This is a genomic window from Amycolatopsis echigonensis, from assembly GCF_002846615.1.
Taxonomy (GTDB): domain Bacteria; phylum Actinomycetota; class Actinomycetes; order Mycobacteriales; family Pseudonocardiaceae; genus Amycolatopsis; species Amycolatopsis echigonensis.
Genome location: NZ_PJMY01000003.1, coordinates 7968434 through 7983238, shown reverse-complemented (window position 1 = coordinate 7983238; position 14805 = coordinate 7968434). Strand labels below are relative to the sequence as shown.

Below are 14805 nucleotides of genomic sequence, written 5' to 3'. Positions count from 1 at the left end.
TCAGCTCGTGAGGGGCAGGTGGGCGACGACGCGGCGCAGCGGGAACGGCAGTCGGCGGCCCGGTCGTGCCCAGGACGCCAGCGCGGCGCGCGCGGCCTCGACGCGGTCGGGTGCGATGTCCGGAAGGTACAGCCCGTCGATGAGCAGTGCCGCCGCGTGCGCATCGCCGATCTCGCGCCGGAACACGCGGCGTTCGCTGGTGTCGACGATGAACCCGTGCGCACGCAGGATTCTCGGCAGTCCGTCGCGGGCGCCGGGGTTGGGCCAGGGCTGGGCGCGGATGCCCAGGGACCGCATCACCCGCCACCAGCCGAGCAGCCCGCGCCCGAACCGCATCCGGGACGGGACCAGTGCCACCAGCGTCCCGCCGGGCCGCAGCACGCGTTTCATCTCGGCCAGCGCCGCGTCGAGCGGGGTCAGCACCGGCAAACACATGGCCGCGCAGACCGCGCCGACGCTGTGGTCGCCGAGCGGCAGCTGCTCGGCGCGGCCGCGGACCACCGGGCCGCGGCCGGCGGCCACGGCGAGCGCCAGTTCCCCGGCGGAGAAGTCGACGCCGAGCCAGCGCGCGTCCGGAAGCAACTCGCGGGTGGGAGCGGAGCCGCAGGCGAGGTCGAGGACCACCGCGTGGCGGCCGGGCAACGGTTCCAGCAGCCACGAGTAGGGCTGTTCCGCCTGCCGGTCCGTGGCCTGCCCCAGGATGAGCTCGGTGATGCCGGGCCGGGCGTCGTGGTAGCGGGCCAGGTAACCGGGCCAGGCCGTGGCGTCCGCTGCGGTGCGGCGTCCGGCGAGATAGCCTACGCTGGCCACGATAAACGGCACCGTGTAGTTCACCGCCACTCGAATCCACGTGCTCGCGGTTGCCGTGCCGGCGAGGATCGTCGAGCCCTGATTGACCAGCGACAGCACCGTGCCGACCACGAGCGCCACCGGAAACGCCGTGCGCGCAGTGCGGCCGCGCAGCACCAGCAGCGCCGCCTCGCCCGGCCGCGTCCACGAACACCGCGGACACACCTGCGAGCCGGTGTGTCGGCATGCCTCGACCGCCACCTCGTCACCTCACAACCGTGGACCCGGGAAGCTAATCGCAGCCGTCGTCCTGCTGACAGGGAAAGTGTCAGCGTGCAGACACCACCGTGAACCGACCAGCACCTCGCGGGTCGTGACCGGACACCGCGATCTCGATGGGGAAGTCTTCGAGCGCGGCGCGAACGACTACCGAACCGCAGTCCGCGAGAGGGCGTCTTCGATGGCGCGGTGGCAGGCCGGGTGGCGTAGCGTCTCGCGGTTTCGTCTCCTATCCGGCGGTGGTGAGCAGTTTGGCCGGGTCGAGCAGGCCGATGGCGGCGTAGCGCACTTCGATCAGGCCGGCGCGCTCGAATTCCTTGAGAATCTTGTTCAGGGACGGCCGCTGCACGCCGAGCATGGCCGCCAGGGTGCGCTGGGGCAGCGGGACCTCGCCGTCGACGGCTTCGTCGAGCAGCAACCGGGCGACCTGTTCGGTCAGCGACCGGCCGAGCAACCCGACGATGCGGCTCTGGCTGGTCGCCAGCCGCTGCGCGACGCTGGAGAGCCAGCGGCGGGCGATCTGCGGGTGCTCGGCCAGGAGTTTCTCGAAGGCTGCGGTGTCCAGTGACAGGGCGGTGACCTCGTCCAGGGCGCGTGCGGTGTAGGTGAGCGGCATGTCGAGCAGGTGCTGGATGTCGCCGTCGACGTCCCCGGGCTGCAGCACGTAGACGACCGCGCGGTGCCGTCCGGAACCCACCGACAGCTCGACGCGGCCGCGCTGCACGATCCACACCCCGTCCGCGGCGTCGCCGCCGCGGAAGAGGAGCGCGCCGCGCTCGTAGGTCCGGGTCCGGAGCGTCGCGGCGAGCGCGTCCACGTCGGCGCGGCCCAGGGGAGCGGCCTCGCCGCGGCCGACGCAGCGGGCTACCCACGCAGCCTGCCGGATCGCCATGTCGGCGGCGGGACCGGTGCCCAGCAACCGCATCGTCTGCTCCATCGCCGCGGCGGGCAGCTTCGACAACGCCATACGGCCAGCGTGACAGTGTTCCGCCGGGAATGCCTGTCCGATCACCGTGGAGTGTCAGCGACCTGACAGAGTTTCCGTCCTGTCAGCGTGCTGACACTTCGGCTGCCGGGCTCCCGCAGGGGTGGTGGTATGGAGGCATGTTGAGTGCCGTGTGGAACGGGATCGTGCTGGCCGAGGCGCCGCGCACGGTCCGCGTCGAAGGAAACCACTACTTCCCGCCGGATTCGGTGCACACCGAGTACTTCGCCAAGAGCCGGACCAAGACGCTCTGCCCGTGGAAGGGCCTGGCGAGCTACTACAACCTCACCTCCGACCGGGGCAGCGAGCTGGACGTGGCGTGGTACTACCCGCATCCCAGCCCGCTGGCCCGGCGGATCAAGAACCACGTCGCGTTCTACCCCGCGGTGCGGATCGAGGGCGAACCCGAACCGCGTCCCGGCGGCAGCTTCTGGAGCCGTCTGTTCGGTCGCACGCCAACGCCGTGACCGGGAACGACACCGGTGCCACCGTGTACTGGCGGCCCGGTTGCCCGTACTGTTCGCGGCTGCTCGGCGACCTGGAGCGGATCGGCCTGCCCGTCCGCAAGGTCAACATCTGGGAGGACGCCGGGGCTGCGCCGCCGGTCCGTGGCATGCGGGCCTGGTGGTCACCCTTCTGGCAGCCGTCGGCTGGTTCGCCCTCGCCACCGCCAACCCGACGGCCAGCTATCACCTGGTCCCGGCCGTGGTCACCGCCGCCTGGCCTATCGGGACCCTTAACTGGGGAGCGCGTTGTCCAGGCTTTTCGGCGACGAGCAGGGCGTATCCGATGAGCTCGTCGGCGACGGCCTGCCGGGCCAGCGCCGTGTAGCGCAGGACGGCCTCGACATCGATCCTGGATTCGGCCAGTCGGGCGGACGCGGTCATCCGCAGGAGCCGCAGCCGGGCGTCGATCTCGTCGATCATCCGCGCGATCGCGGTGTCGTGGCGCTCGGTGTGCACCATACGCAGCCCGGCCCGTTCCAGGATCGCCGCGTAGTCCGCGAGCGGGCGGGCGTCGGCGATGCAGGCGACCCACGCCGCCACTGTCGTCAGCTCCCCGGGCAGTCCGCCCGCGGCAACGGTCACGTCGGTGATGCCGACCCGTCCGCCCGGTCGAAGGATTCGTGCGAACTCTGCCGCGGCGGTGGCCTTGTCGGGGAAGGTGCAGAACGCGCACTCGCACACCACCGCGTCGAAAGTGCTGTCCGGCAACGGGATTCGCTCGGCGTCGCCGAGGTGGAACCGCACCTTGGCAGCCAGCCCTGCCTCGCCCGCCGCTGCCGTAGCGGCTTCCACTGTGGACTGTCCAAGGTCGACTCCGTCGACCGAGACGTCGTACTCGGTCGCGAGCAGCCGTGCGGTGGCACCGGGGCCGCTGGCGATGTCGGCGACCCGCTCGCCGCTGCTCAGCCGCACCTGATCGGCCAGCCGACGGGTCAGGGCGAACCCGCCGGGGTGGTAGGACTCGCCCAGCACCAGGGCCACGGCGTCGAGCTCGTAGGAGGCGGCGCAACAGAGCTTGATCTCGCCCGGCGTGCTCATTCCGGCACCGCCCGCCGACCGACGTTGGTGGTGTCCGGGGCGCTCGGCCGGTGCCCGTTGCCTGCCGCGATTTTGGAACCGTAGGGCGAATCGGCCAGCAACGGCTGGAGTTCTGCCGAGTTGGGCACGACGTCGGCGACCTTCACCCCGGACATCTGTCCGCGTACCTGTTCCCGGTAGCCGACGGAGTTGTAGGCGCAGAAGGGGATCAACCGCCCGTCCGGGGTGATCTCCTCGACGCAGCACTTCATCAGCTGTTTGACGTTGAGGGTGTAGGGGTCCTGGAAGTCCTGCACCACGATCATGAACGCCCGGTCGGTGAGGTTGGCCAAGGCTTCGGGCAGGTTGACCCCGCACGCGTCGGCGCAGTCGAGGGCTTCGGCGGTCTGCCGTAGCCGCTCTTCGGTGGTGTCAGTGCCCATGAACGCCGAGGCGCTCCACAGTTTCTCCAGCGCCTCCCGGATTGCGTAGTCGGGCACGATGCGGTTGGACACGTAGTCCAGGTAGTCCTCGACCTTGAGCAGCCGCGGGATCGGCACGACCCCGAAATCGGGTTCGCCCGGTGTGCCTTCGGAGAGCAGGTAGGTGATCGACCGGCAGGTCGGGAAGCAGCACGGCACCGGGAAGAAGTCCTCCTTGCCGAACCAGTCCGGGCGCTGCGCGGCGATCAGGTTGATGACGTCGGAGTTGGTCAGCCGGGTCAGTGGATCGAACTCCACGTGCCGTCCGGAGTGGGTGACCGGCTGGAACGACACCGACCGCACCGCCGGATGCGCGAGCCCGAATTCGACGATGTCGCCCAGTTCGTGTTCGTTGAGCCCGCGCTCGACCGCGGCGACCAGAGTGACGGTCAGCCCCGCTTCGGCGCAGTTGTCCAGCGCCTGCCGCTTGCGCTCGCGGAGATCCTTGCCGCGGATCTCCCGGTGCGTGCGCTCGTCGAAGCCGTCGAACTGCAGGTAGATGTTGATCGACTTCCCGTTCCGGCCGTTGCGCTCCCCGAGCGCGGTCACGAGTCGCTTGTCGGTGGCGAGGCGGATGCCGTTGGTGTTGAGGGTGACGTTGCGGATCGGCTTCGCTTGGGCGAGGTCGATGAAGTCGAGGATGTGTTTGTGGATAGTGGGTTCCCCGCCGGAGAACATCACTACTTCCGCCTCGCCTTCCGACGCGACGAACACGTCCAGCATCCGCTCGCACTGCTCCAGGGTGATCGCGTAACCGTCGGGCTGGTGGCCGGAATCGGCGAAGCAGATCGGGCAGTCCAGGTTGCAGTTCGTGTTGACCTCGATGATCCCGAGGCAGGCGTGCTGTTTGTGCTCCGGGCACAGGCCGCAGTCCGACGGGCAGCCGTCCTTGACTTCGGTCTGGAAGGTCAGCGGGATCGTGCCGGGCTTGTTGAACCGGGCCGAGGACAGGTACGCCTGAGCGTCGCCGTAGACCAGCGCCTCGAATTCGCCGTGTTCCTTGCAGCGTTTGCGCAGATAGACCTTGTCCTGCCGGATGTTGACGTGCGCGTCGAGCACCACCCTTGCACACCGGGCAGATGCTCTTGGTGTACTCGACGAACACCTCGTCGCGATCCCGCTTCCGCTCCGCCACCAGCCGCTCCTCGGTCCAGGTCCGTGCTCAGGGTGCGGGCATCAGCCCATCAGCCAAGGCCGATCGCCGCAGCACAAATGTCAGCACGCCGACACTGTGCGGACGGCGGTAGTGCACCGGACCCAAGCCGGGCAAGTGTGTCGGCACCCCTGAGACATCAGCCCTTCCGGTCCGCCGTGACCTCCGGCGTTGCTCCCGGCGTGACGGCAGAAAGTACCGGCACCTCACGGAATGAGGATGTATGGCGGGGCATCTCATGATGTCCACATGGGACAGTTGCCCGACGCGGTGGCCCGATGCTCGCGACCGAAGGTTCGCTTCCTGGCACGCCGGTATTCCCCGCGGAATTGAAGCAGGACGAGAGCAGTCGCTGCGGTTCAGTTGGGCTGCGGGGGTTCCGAGCGGGCAGGGTCTCCATGATCTGTCCCAGGGGCGCGCGGAATCGTGCCCACGTCGCTCGATTTCCCCGCATCGCCAGCCGATGGAACACATTCGCGTGGTCTGGATATCCGGGTCGGTCAACGGTGCGCCGACATCGCGGGTACGTCCGGTGACGTAGACCGGGCCGCCAAAGTGTCGCTTCCCGCCCGATGCCTGTGTACGGGCCGCTCGCCGACACTGGCAGCCGAGCCAGTTTCCCGCGGCGAGGAGGACAATCCCGTGGCTGAACAGATCCGGATGGCCCGTACCGCGCTCGGCCGTGCGCAGGGCAGGCATCGGGCGCTTCTCGTCGCGACGTGCGTGGCGCTGATCGTGGCCGCGATCGGGGACGAGGCCACCGGTTACGACGGACCCGGCCCGTTCATCTACCCGGCGTTCGCGTTGCTCGTCGCACTCGTCCCGGGACGGTTCACCCCGCTGGCCGCGACCGTCATGAGCGTGTTCTTCGTCTTCGGCGGGCTCTCCTCACCCGCGTTCGTGCACCAGCTGCTCGACGCCGACCGGCTCGGGCCTTTCGCTGCCGGCTGGGCGCAGATGGCCGGCTTCGCCGTCGCCGCGGTGTGTGCGGTGGCCGCAGTCGTCACCGCGCGCTCGTCCCGCCAACCCTCTGTATGAAGGAGTCCGCCATGTTCCGCCGTCTCAACCGCAACACCCTGCTCGCTTTCACCGGGCTGCTCGCAGGCATCGTCGGGCTGCTGGTGCAGTGGGCCGCCGACCCGGCGAAGTTCTCCGAGGCCCAAGGGTTCTTCGGGCTCGCGTTCCCGCCCGGCATCCTGTTCATCGTGCTGGCCGGGCTGCTGATGCTGGCCACCGCCCGCTGGTGGTGGCATTCGGTGTTCGGCGTGTTCATCGCGTTCTGGATCGTCGGCGTCGGCGGCCTCTCCGGGCAGCTGACCCCGAACCTCGTCTCCTCGAACCCTGGCACGGTCACGGGCAACGTCGTGATGTCCGCCGGGCTGATCCTCGCGTTCGGCGCCGGGATCGCCAGCATGATCGGCGGGCGGCGCGCCACGCGAGCACGCGAGCTGCGGTGAGGCAGCTGCTCAAAGTACGCGCTGGCCCGGTGGTTGCCCGCGTCTCGGTGAGAGTGTTCGGCGTTGATGCCGAGGGGCAGCAGGCCGTGCTTCATGACGGGGCGTTCCCGCGTGCCGGACCCGTGAGCTCTCGCCCTCGGGGCCGACGAAAAGCAGGACGGCCCGCCGGAGATCCGGCGGGCCGTCGTGATGTGCTGCGTCGAATTGTTGCCGCGAACTCGTCAGTTGGGGTCCGCGCCGGGAAGAACCGCGCCCGGAACGTCGTTCGGGGCGTAGATCTTCGGGTCACCGGGGTAGGGCGTTGCCCATTGGTGCGTCTGGTACCAGGTGTAGCGGTTCATCTGCTCCGGGTTCGAGTAATCCGGAACCGCACCGTTGCCGGTGGTGTGCTGGCCGGCGAGCCAGGCCTGCCAGGCGGCGGCGGTGGCTTGCATGTTCGCCGGCACCGCGGTCTTCTGCGCCTCCGACCTGTTCAGCGCGGCCGCCGCGGCGCCGGTCTGGCCCGTGGTGTCGGGACCGCAGGACGGCTGGGTGGCGATGCCTTCGGTGAGCGGAACCTGGTTCGGCGCCGCCGTGTAGGGCGTGTTGTCGGGTTTGCTGGTGAAGGCGTCGTACATCGGCGTCGCGGCCGCGAGCTTCTCGTTGAGCGGCTGCGCGCCCAGGATCTGCTCGATGGTGCGGACCATGTTGATCTGCGAGTAGTAGGTGCTGACGGTCTTGCCGTGCACCGCGTACGGGCTGATCACCTGGACCGGAGCGCGGTGGCCGTCGACGTGGTCGGCCCCGTTCTGGCTGTCGTCGTCGACCACGAAGATGGCCGAGTCCTTCCAGTACTTGCTGTGCGAGATCGTGTCGACGATCTGGCCGATGGCGAGGTCGCCGTCGGCCACGCCCGCGGACGGGGTGGTCGGCCCGCCGGTGTGGTCGCTGGACAGCCACACCATGTTGAGGTTGGCCGGACCGTTCTTCTCGAAGTCCTGCTTCCAGATCTGGGACCGGTAGATGTCCGGGATCGAGAGGTCGAACGGAGGGGACTGCGGGTCGGCGATCGCGTTGAGCGACGGAATCGCCGAGCCGTAGTTGCCCTTCAGCGCGGGGGAGGTCAGCTGGCTGGGGTCGCCGCCCTTCTCGACGCTCCTGGACGCGCAGTAGTACTGCTGCCAGGTCCCCGACGGCCTGCCCTCCATGTACTCGAACTCGCCGTAGTTGCGGGCGGTCTTGCCCGCGTCCTTGACCCCGGTCCACAGGAAGCCTGAACGCTGGTGGCCGAGGACGTCCTCTTCGGTGTCGTAGCTGCGCTGGTATTCACCGGCCGAGGACTCGGTGTACTCGGGGTTGTCGCCCTGGGTGAGCCAGTTGTGGCCCTCGGCGGAGTTGGTCGCGGGGTCGTAGGTGTTGTCGTAGAGGCCGAACTGCTTGGCCAAGGCGTGCTGGTTCGGCGTGACCTTGGCGCCGAACTGCGTCAGGGTCGGGTCGCCGTTGCCCTGCTTCATGTCGCCGAGGATCTGGTCGTAGGTGCGGTTCTCGTTGATGAGCAGGAAGACGTGCTTGATCGTCGACGGGTCGCCGACGCGGGCCGGCACCGGCACGGCCGCCGCCTTGGCTCCCTTGGCCTGCTGGTCGTCCTTCTTGCCCCAGCCGTTCTGGGCGAAGACCGCGTCGGTGTACTTGCCGGAGATGTCCTTGTCGCTCGGCAGGGCGAAGCGGGTCAGCGACGCGGTAGTGCTGTGCGTGCTGTGTCCGGTCGCCGGGAGGGTGCCCGGATAGGAGGTAGTCAGGGCCGGGCCGCGCGCGTCGATGCCACGGGTGTTGGTGACCACGATCTGGCCGCCGACCGTCGCCACGTTCGACGGGTAGTAGTCCGTCGGCAGCAGGCCGATGAAGCCCACCGGCTGCTGGGGCGCGCCGTCGTAGCGGTAGACCGCGACGGCGTTCGCCCGGCCGAGGGACACCAGCAGGTGCCCGTCGGCGGTCAGTGCGATGCCAGTGGGCTCGTAGCCGACGCTCGACGACGGCCACGGCTTCGTGTCGATCGTCTGCACGACCTGGTTCTTGGCGGTGTCGACGACCGAGACGGTGTCGCTGTTGGTGTTGGCGACGAACAGCGCGTTGTTCTTGGCATACATCGCGGTGGGGTGCAGCCCGACCGCGATCGATCCGACCGGCGCCGCGGGGTCCGCGGGGTTGATCACGCTGACCGTGCCGGTCGTCGAGGCGCCAGTGGCTCCGTTCGCGGGCACCTGCGTGCCGTACGAGTCCATGGCGGTCTCGCCGGGCTGAGCCGGGCGGCCGCCCTCGTTGCTCACGTACAGCTTGCCGCCCGCGAAGGCGAGCTGACGGGGCGCGGTGCCGACGTGCCAGGTCTTCTTGACCGCGCCGGTGGCGGGGTCAAGCGCCACGACCGTGTTCTGGCCGTTGAGCGCCGCGTACAGGGCGGAGCCGTCCGGCGCGTACTTGAGCTGGCCGACCAGCGCGGAGTTGGGCGCGGTATGGCGGTCGTTGTCGGCGAGGTGGGTGCCCGACGTGGGGATGGGGAAGCGGGTCGGCGCGCCGAGGGTGCCGCCGGCGTTGACCGGGAACCGGGTGACGGCGTCCTGCTGGGGAAGCCAGAGGAACTTGCCGTCCGGCGAGAAGGTCGGGCCCTCCTGTCCGACGGAGCCGTCGGAAAGCTTCTGGTTGACCCCGGATGCGCTGCCCGCCGTCCAGATCAGCCGGTAGCTGTGCAGATCGAAGACCTGCAGAGCCACCGACTTGTCGGCGCTGCTCGCCGCGAGGAACCGTCCGTCCGGGCTGACCGTCGAGCCCATGAACTTGCCGAACGGGGTCATCAGCCGGGCGCCGAGCGGGTTGACGAGCTGATTGTCGGAAACCTGCAGCCCGTCGCGGTACTGCGTGCCGACCTGGTTGCCGCCGAGCGGCGCGGGGGCCGCGGCGGCCACGCCGGTGCCCACGGCGACGACGACAGCCGCGCCGGCTGCCACGGTGCGGAGACTGCGGCCTTGCCGGCGCACTCCCGAGACTTCTCGACGCCGTCTCGTGACTTGCATGAACCTATCCCTTCAATCGGGGCGAGCAGATCATCCGGAACGCTGTCACCGTCGACGACCTACCGCTCACCCGACGACCTCGCCGACGAAATCACTATCTCCGCGAATTACGAGCAGTTTCGTACGTTGTGCCTCGCTGATTCGCGCGGCTCGAAGAACCTAACCACGCTGCATGGAATCGGCAGGGCGCGCCAGACGAACCTTGGGTAACGCGGCAGCGACGTAATCTGAAAGCCGCACGCATGTTCGTGTGCGCGAACACCGCGCTCCACAACCTCCAGGGCGATCCGAAATCCGCTGTTTCGATGCTTATTGTCGCCTGAAATGCGGAAGCGGCCCCGTTGTCTGAATTGCCGCGAAAGTGTGTCGGCTGGCGAAGCCACGTCGTGGTGCGGCTGGCCGAGCAGCCGCTGGCCACGCTGACCCGCATGGGCCTGAACCGATACCTGGAGGGCTGGGGAGCGGCAATGGAGGAAAACATGGTGCGTCGGCCCGCATCCTGCGCATCGCAGCGCCCCATCCTGACGGGCGGTGGCGTCTACCCGGATGGAGGCGGTCCCAGTCCGGGGCGCGCCGCGGACACAGAACAGGACCACAGATCATGGCCAAGTACGTTTTCTCCTTCCGCGTGCCCTCCGACTACGCTCCCGGCGCCGGGACGCTGGCCGAGTGGCGGGCCTGGTTCGGCGGGCTGGGATCGGCCCTGGCGGACGTCGGGAACGCGGTGACCGAGTACGCCTCGCTCGGCGAGGTCGGCGGCAGTGACTACCGGATGGCCGGCTACTCGGTGGTGTCCGCCGAGGACATGGACTCCGCGCTGGCGCTGGCCAAGGACTGCCCGGTGATGCGGGTCGGCGGCGGAGTCGAGGTCGGTCCCGTGCTGGAAGCCGCTGAGTCGTGAACAACGTGGTCTCGCACCGGCTATTCCGTTCGCCCGCATGACTGTAATGACGCCGGCACGTCCGGAATTCGTCGCTCAATTTCCCTCGTCGCGCACGTCTCAACGCACGGAGCACCCGCCAGGCAAAGCAAGGAGAACCGAGATGGGAAAGATAGTGGTCAGCCAGAACGTCACGCTCGACGGCGTCGTCGAGGACCCGAGTGGCGAGGGAGGGTTCAGGCACGGCGGGTGGTTCCAGCAGTTCATGGGCCAGGACTGGGAGGCGTGGGAGGAGCTCGAACTGGCCGAGGCGGAGGGTGCCGAGGCGCTGCTGATGGGCCGGCGGAGCGACGAGTACTTCGGCGCACGGTCGCCGTTGATGAACGGCGAGTGGGTGGACAGGTTGAATCGCTTGCCCAAGTACGTCGTGTCCGCGACGCTCCAAGAGCCCAAATGGACGAACGCGACCGTCATGTCGGGCGAGGCAGTGAGCGAGGTTTCGAAGCTCAAGCGACAGATACCGGGGGAAATCGTCGTGTACGCCAGCCGCCCGCTCGTGCGCACCCTGATGGAGCACGACCTGGTCGACGAGTTGCGCCTGACCGTCTTCCCGGTTGTGCTCGGCGCGGGCGAGCGCCTGTTCGGCGAGACCAGCGACAAGCGACCTTTGCGCCTGATCCGCACGAAGATCGTGGGGAACGGCCTTGCCCACCTGACCTACGAGCGCGCCCGCGAGGCCTGAACAGCCGAGTCGGGTATCACGAGATGATCGAGGCCGCCGCCGACGCCTTATGCCGGAGGTGGAAGGGCGCGAACACGGGCGTGGCGAAGGATAAAGCCGGATTGGCCCAGCCTGTTCAGCACCCTTTCCAGCTCGGGCGGGGGCTCGACGTGGCGGTGTCCAGCGGGATCGAGACCAGCCCCCTGCTGGTCGCCCACCGCACGCCCCGGAGCACTCACCGCCGGATTCCAGCGGGTGCCGCGGGGAGCCATCGTGTTGCGTGCTTCGGCACCCGTGGCGAGCCAGCAGCGGTGCCAGAAACCCCGCAAAGATCCGGAACCCTCCTCCGGCCCCGCATCACGCAACACAAAGAAAACCCGGGCTGGCGTTCAACGCCAGCCCGGGATTTTCCTTGCCGCCGGGTGCACGACTATGCCCATCCTGCTGCGCTTCCGAGCTCCGCAAAGTTATCCACTGCGCTTCCTCGGCCGGGGCAACGCCGCCCGGCAACCGGCACAGTGCGGGCGGCGTCTTGACAGTGGCGCCGCCGGGGCGTGCGCGTGATCGAGTCCGCGATGACGACTAGCCCTCAGCGGCTCGGATCAGCGCCTCGGCCAGGGATTCGGGCTGCGTGAGCTGTGCCAGGTGGCTGCCCGCGGTGTAGATCAGCGGAGCTCCCGGCAGGCGCTGCGGGAACCGGGGCGCCCAGGCGAATTCCCCTGGCGGCATGGAGATGTCGTCCGTGCCCAGCACGTAGGACGACGGCAGTTGCAGCCGCTCCCACTCAGTGAGGTCGAGCGGTTCGCTGATGGTGTGGAACGGCTGGCGTTCCAGCAGCGAATAGATCGTTTTCTGGGTCTCGGCCGTGGCATCTTGCATCAAGGCGGTGCAGAAGACCTCGAACGGGAATTTGACCGAGTTGTCCGACGACGCGGCAACCGACGCCCGGAACACGTCGCCGAGTTGAGGCGGGCACAGGTCGATCATCGTTTCGCCACTGTGCGGCACGAATGCGTTCCAGTACACCAGACGTGAGATGCGGGTGGCCAGTCGTGCGGCTGCTCCGGACACCGGGAAGCCGCTCCAGCTGTGGCCGACGAGGACCACCTGGCGCAGGTCGGCGCGCTCGACATAGCCGGCCAGGTAGTCGACGGTGTCGGCGAGGTGGACGTTCGCGGGCTGGTCACCGGTGTTCAGACCAGGCAGCGTCGGCGTGTGCACGGTGTGGCCTCGTGCGCGCAGGTGCAGGGCGACCGGCCGCCAGGTCCATCCGGCGTCGCACGCACCGTGGACGAGAACGAAAGTACGGGATGTCATCTTCGTTTCCTTGGGTTGGCTTGATTCCGGCCGAGATGGGCCGAGCCGTCGAAGAGACAGACGTCGCGTCGGCGGAAAACGGGTCGGCATGAACCGGCGAGTTCAGTGCTGGGGCACGCGCGGCCTCTGGTTGGCTGGCGGTGTGCGGCCTGCTGGGGCACAAGCGATCCGATGACCATTCCGGCAAAAGCCGGTGCTGCCGCTGAACCGAGTGCAGAGCCAAGGCCGTTCCGTTCATCTGTCGACTTCATAGGTCAGCTTCACGATTTTCGAGAAGGCCTTCACGGCCACGAGCCTCAATTTGGCGTCCTGGCCCTCCCGAAAGAACTGTTTCCCGGCCCCCGCCAGAAAAGGGTAGACAGCGAGGTCTATCGCATCGATCACCCGCTCCCGCAGCAGCGTCTCGCCGAGCAGGCCGTGGCCCATGAGCAACAGGTTCCCTCCTTCCTGCTGCTTGAGCCGGGTCACCTCGGCTACCGCATCGCCTCGAACGACGATCGGATTTCCCCAGGCGCCCTTCTCCAGCGTCGAGCTGAACACATACTTCGGGATCGCGTTGAGCCGCTCGGCCCACATCGGTTTGTGCGTTCCGCCGCCATACAGCTCAGCGAACGCCTCGTAGGTGCGGCGGCCGAAGAGAATCGCGTCGCACGCCGTCAGCAGGCCCAAACCGTCCCGCAGGTAGGCCTCGTCCTGGTATTGGCCGACCCCCATGGCCACCGGGTCTTCGAAGACGCCGTCCGCCGAGACCAGCACGTACCCGATCACCTTCCGCATGGCGTTGCCCTCCTTGGTCGAAACCTGCGGCACCGGCTCCGAACCGGTGCCTTCGTCACCGACGTTGTCGGCTGTCGCGGATCTAGACGCGGCGACGCCGGAAAACGGGGCGCTGATCAACCGCCCCGTTCGCCAGCCGGGCAGCGTCTATACAGGACGGAAGCGCGACACAATGCGGCAGCGACGAGAGGCGGCGAAGGTGGAATTGGACCTGATCAGCAGGGCGCGGGCCGGGGACGGCGACGCGTTTCGGGCGCTGAGCGAGCCGCACCGCCGCGAGCTGCAGGTGCACTGCTACCGGATGCTCGGGTCCTTCCAGGACGCCGAGGATGCTCTTCAGGACACCCTCTTGTCCGCTTGGCGAGGCCTGGCCGGGTTCGACGGTCGCGCTTCGATTCGCACCTGGCTCTACCGGATCGCCACCAACAGGTGCCTGAGCGTGCTCCGGTCGGCCAGCCGGCGTCCGGCCAAGGAGTGGGACATCCCCGGGGTGCGACCGCCCGAGCCGACCCGCCTCGGCGAAGTCGCCTGGCTCGAGCCCTACCCCGACGCGCTCCTCGACGGTGCGATCACTGTGCCGCTGGGCCCGGAGGCCCGCTACGAGCAGACCGAATCCATCTCCCTGGCCTTCATCACCGCTCTTCAGGCCCTGCCACCGCGTCAGCTTGCCGTCCTCGTCTTGCGCGACGTGCTCGGATTCCCCACCAACGAGGTGGCCGACATGCTCGACACAACGGCGGACTCGGTCAAGAGCGCGCTGAAACGCGCCCGCACCGGCCTGCGGAGCCGGTGGCCGCAAGCCCCTGACTGCGAGCCTCCCGCCGCAGGTTCCCCGCGGAGGAGGCGATCGCGGCGAAATTCGTCAGCGCGTTCGAATCCGCCGACGTCGACGCGCTGGTAGCCCTCCTGACCGACGACGCCTTCATCTCCATGCCACCACTGCCGCTGGAATACGAGGGCCGAGCCGCCGTGGCCGGCTTCTGCGCCGCGCTTTTCGGCACCGGCCGCACGTTCGACCTCGTACCGACTCGAGCCAACGGTCAACCGGCGTTCGGCACGTACCTGCGCACGCATGCCGGCGTCCGCCCCGGAACCGGCATCTTCGTCCTCACGCTCACCGGCGACCGGATCTGCGCAATGACCCGCTTCGAGAACACCGCGCTGCCATCGTTCGCCCTGCCACGATCGCTTCCGCCCGTCCGGAAGAAGGAATGAGACTGTCGGGCCAGGCGGGAAACCAGGTCATGGTGGAGAGCCCTGTGACTCCTGGCGGGATCGGAAGCCGACGCTGTCGCCGGCCCGGCTGGAACGGGATTTTCGGCCGGTGAAACGCGCAGCGGGTACCGCGGCAAGCGGGTCCGTCAGCACCAGCGCGGGCAGCGACCACGACAACGC

Annotated in this window: 14 protein-coding genes; 7 read left to right on the top strand and 7 right to left on the bottom strand. The window is 68.5% G+C overall.

What is annotated here, in order from left to right:
• Positions 1-1050 (bottom strand): nitrate/nitrite transporter NrtS, encoded by a 1050-nt coding sequence (gene nrtS / locus ATK30_RS42700; protein ID WP_101440341.1) that lies wholly within the window; start codon positions 1048-1050, stop codon positions 1-3.
• A gap of 247 nt (positions 1051-1297) precedes the next feature.
• Entirely contained in the window at positions 1298-2035 is a 738-nt protein-coding gene (locus ATK30_RS42695; protein ID WP_101440340.1) for a Crp/Fnr family transcriptional regulator, read from the bottom strand.
• A gap of 137 nt (positions 2036-2172) precedes the next feature.
• Here ATK30_RS42695 and ATK30_RS42690 point away from each other — a divergent pair, with 137 nt between their 5' ends.
• A complete protein-coding gene (locus ATK30_RS42690; protein ID WP_101440339.1) occupies positions 2173-2520 on the top strand; it encodes a DUF427 domain-containing protein in 348 nt (115 codons plus the stop codon).
• 222 nt (positions 2521-2742) lie between these two features.
• Here the strand turns inward: ATK30_RS42690 and ATK30_RS42680 are convergent, their stop codons facing one another.
• A complete protein-coding gene (locus tag ATK30_RS42680; RefSeq protein ID WP_101440338.1) occupies positions 2743-3597 on the bottom strand; it encodes a methyltransferase domain-containing protein in 855 nt (284 codons plus the stop codon).
• Complete coding sequence (locus tag ATK30_RS42675) at positions 3594-5120, bottom strand: radical SAM protein (RefSeq protein WP_244194894.1); 1527 nt, start codon at positions 5118-5120, stop codon at positions 3594-3596. Before ATK30_RS42675 ends, ATK30_RS42680 begins: the two co-directional genes overlap by 4 nt.
• Before the next feature lie 733 nt (positions 5121-5853).
• Between ATK30_RS42675 and ATK30_RS42670 the strand changes: the two genes are divergently transcribed.
• Together ATK30_RS42670 and ATK30_RS42665 are read left to right on the top strand one after the other, a co-directional pair.
• Positions 5854-6249: a hypothetical protein gene (locus ATK30_RS42670; protein WP_208637576.1), complete on the top strand. Its 396-nt coding sequence runs from the start codon at positions 5854-5856 to the stop codon at positions 6247-6249.
• Between the two features lie 11 nt (positions 6250-6260).
• Positions 6261-6668 carry a YbjQ family protein gene (locus ATK30_RS42665; protein ID WP_101440337.1) on the top strand — a complete coding sequence of 136 codons (408 nt, stop codon included), beginning with the start codon at positions 6261-6263 and terminating at the stop codon, positions 6666-6668.
• A gap of 221 nt (positions 6669-6889) precedes the next feature.
• On the opposite strand, the gene ATK30_RS42660 is transcribed toward ATK30_RS42665, so the two are convergent.
• On the bottom strand, positions 6890-9649 hold the full coding sequence (locus tag ATK30_RS42660; RefSeq protein ID WP_341867386.1) for an alkaline phosphatase family protein: 2760 nt from the start codon (positions 9647-9649) through the stop codon (positions 6890-6892).
• A 667-nt stretch (positions 9650-10316) separates the two neighbouring features.
• Between ATK30_RS42660 and ATK30_RS42655 the strand changes: the two genes are divergently transcribed.
• Both ATK30_RS42655 and ATK30_RS42650 read left to right on the top strand, forming a co-directional pair.
• Positions 10317-10616, top strand: coding sequence for a hypothetical protein (locus ATK30_RS42655; protein ID WP_101440335.1), 300 nt, complete (start codon positions 10317-10319; stop codon positions 10614-10616).
• Positions 10617-10758: 142 nt separating this feature from the next.
• On the top strand, positions 10759-11337 hold the full coding sequence (locus ATK30_RS42650) for a dihydrofolate reductase family protein (RefSeq protein WP_101440334.1): 579 nt from the start codon (positions 10759-10761) through the stop codon (positions 11335-11337).
• Positions 11338-11898: 561 nt separating this feature from the next.
• On the opposite strand, the gene ATK30_RS42645 is transcribed toward ATK30_RS42650, so the two are convergent.
• Both ATK30_RS42645 and ATK30_RS42640 read right to left on the bottom strand, forming a co-directional pair.
• Positions 11899-12633, bottom strand: a complete 735-nt coding sequence (locus ATK30_RS42645) for an alpha/beta fold hydrolase (protein ID WP_101440333.1) — start codon at positions 12631-12633, stop codon at positions 11899-11901.
• Between the two features lie 234 nt (positions 12634-12867).
• On the bottom strand, positions 12868-13530 hold the full coding sequence (locus tag ATK30_RS42640; protein WP_208637575.1) for a dihydrofolate reductase family protein: 663 nt from the start codon (positions 13528-13530) through the stop codon (positions 12868-12870).
• A gap of 52 nt (positions 13531-13582) precedes the next feature.
• On the opposite strand from ATK30_RS42640, the gene ATK30_RS42635 reads away from it, so the two are divergent.
• Positions 13583-14311: an RNA polymerase subunit sigma-70 gene (locus tag ATK30_RS42635; RefSeq protein ID WP_244194893.1), complete on the top strand. Its 729-nt coding sequence runs from the start codon at positions 13583-13585 to the stop codon at positions 14309-14311.
• Positions 14218-14625, top strand: a complete 408-nt coding sequence (locus ATK30_RS46735) for a nuclear transport factor 2 family protein (protein WP_341867399.1) — start codon at positions 14218-14220, stop codon at positions 14623-14625. Before ATK30_RS42635 ends, ATK30_RS46735 begins: the two co-directional genes overlap by 94 nt.
• The last annotated feature ends 180 nt before the right edge of the window (positions 14626-14805 follow it).

What these genes read in the sequence shown, in the direction of transcription:
- ATK30_RS42695 (WP_101440340.1), bottom strand. Translation starts at nt 2,035, where the DNA reads ATGGCGTTGTCGAAGCTGCCCGCCGCGGCGATGGAGCAGACGATGCGG.
- ATK30_RS42690 (WP_101440339.1), top strand. Translation starts at nt 2,173, where the DNA reads ATGTTGAGTGCCGTGTGGAACGGGATCGTGCTGGCCGAGGCGCCGCGC.
- ATK30_RS42680 (WP_101440338.1), bottom strand. Translation starts at nt 3,597, where the DNA reads ATGAGCACGCCGGGCGAGATCAAGCTCTGTTGCGCCGCCTCCTACGAG.
- ATK30_RS42665 (WP_101440337.1), top strand. Translation starts at nt 6,261, where the DNA reads ATGTTCCGCCGTCTCAACCGCAACACCCTGCTCGCTTTCACCGGGCTG.
- ATK30_RS42655 (WP_101440335.1), top strand. Translation starts at nt 10,317, where the DNA reads ATGGCCAAGTACGTTTTCTCCTTCCGCGTGCCCTCCGACTACGCTCCC.
- ATK30_RS42650 (WP_101440334.1), top strand. Translation starts at nt 10,759, where the DNA reads ATGGGAAAGATAGTGGTCAGCCAGAACGTCACGCTCGACGGCGTCGTC.
- ATK30_RS42645 (WP_101440333.1), bottom strand. Translation starts at nt 12,633, where the DNA reads ATGACATCCCGTACTTTCGTTCTCGTCCACGGTGCGTGCGACGCCGGA.
- ATK30_RS42635 (WP_244194893.1), top strand. Translation starts at nt 13,583, where the DNA reads ATGCGGCAGCGACGAGAGGCGGCGAAGGTGGAATTGGACCTGATCAGC.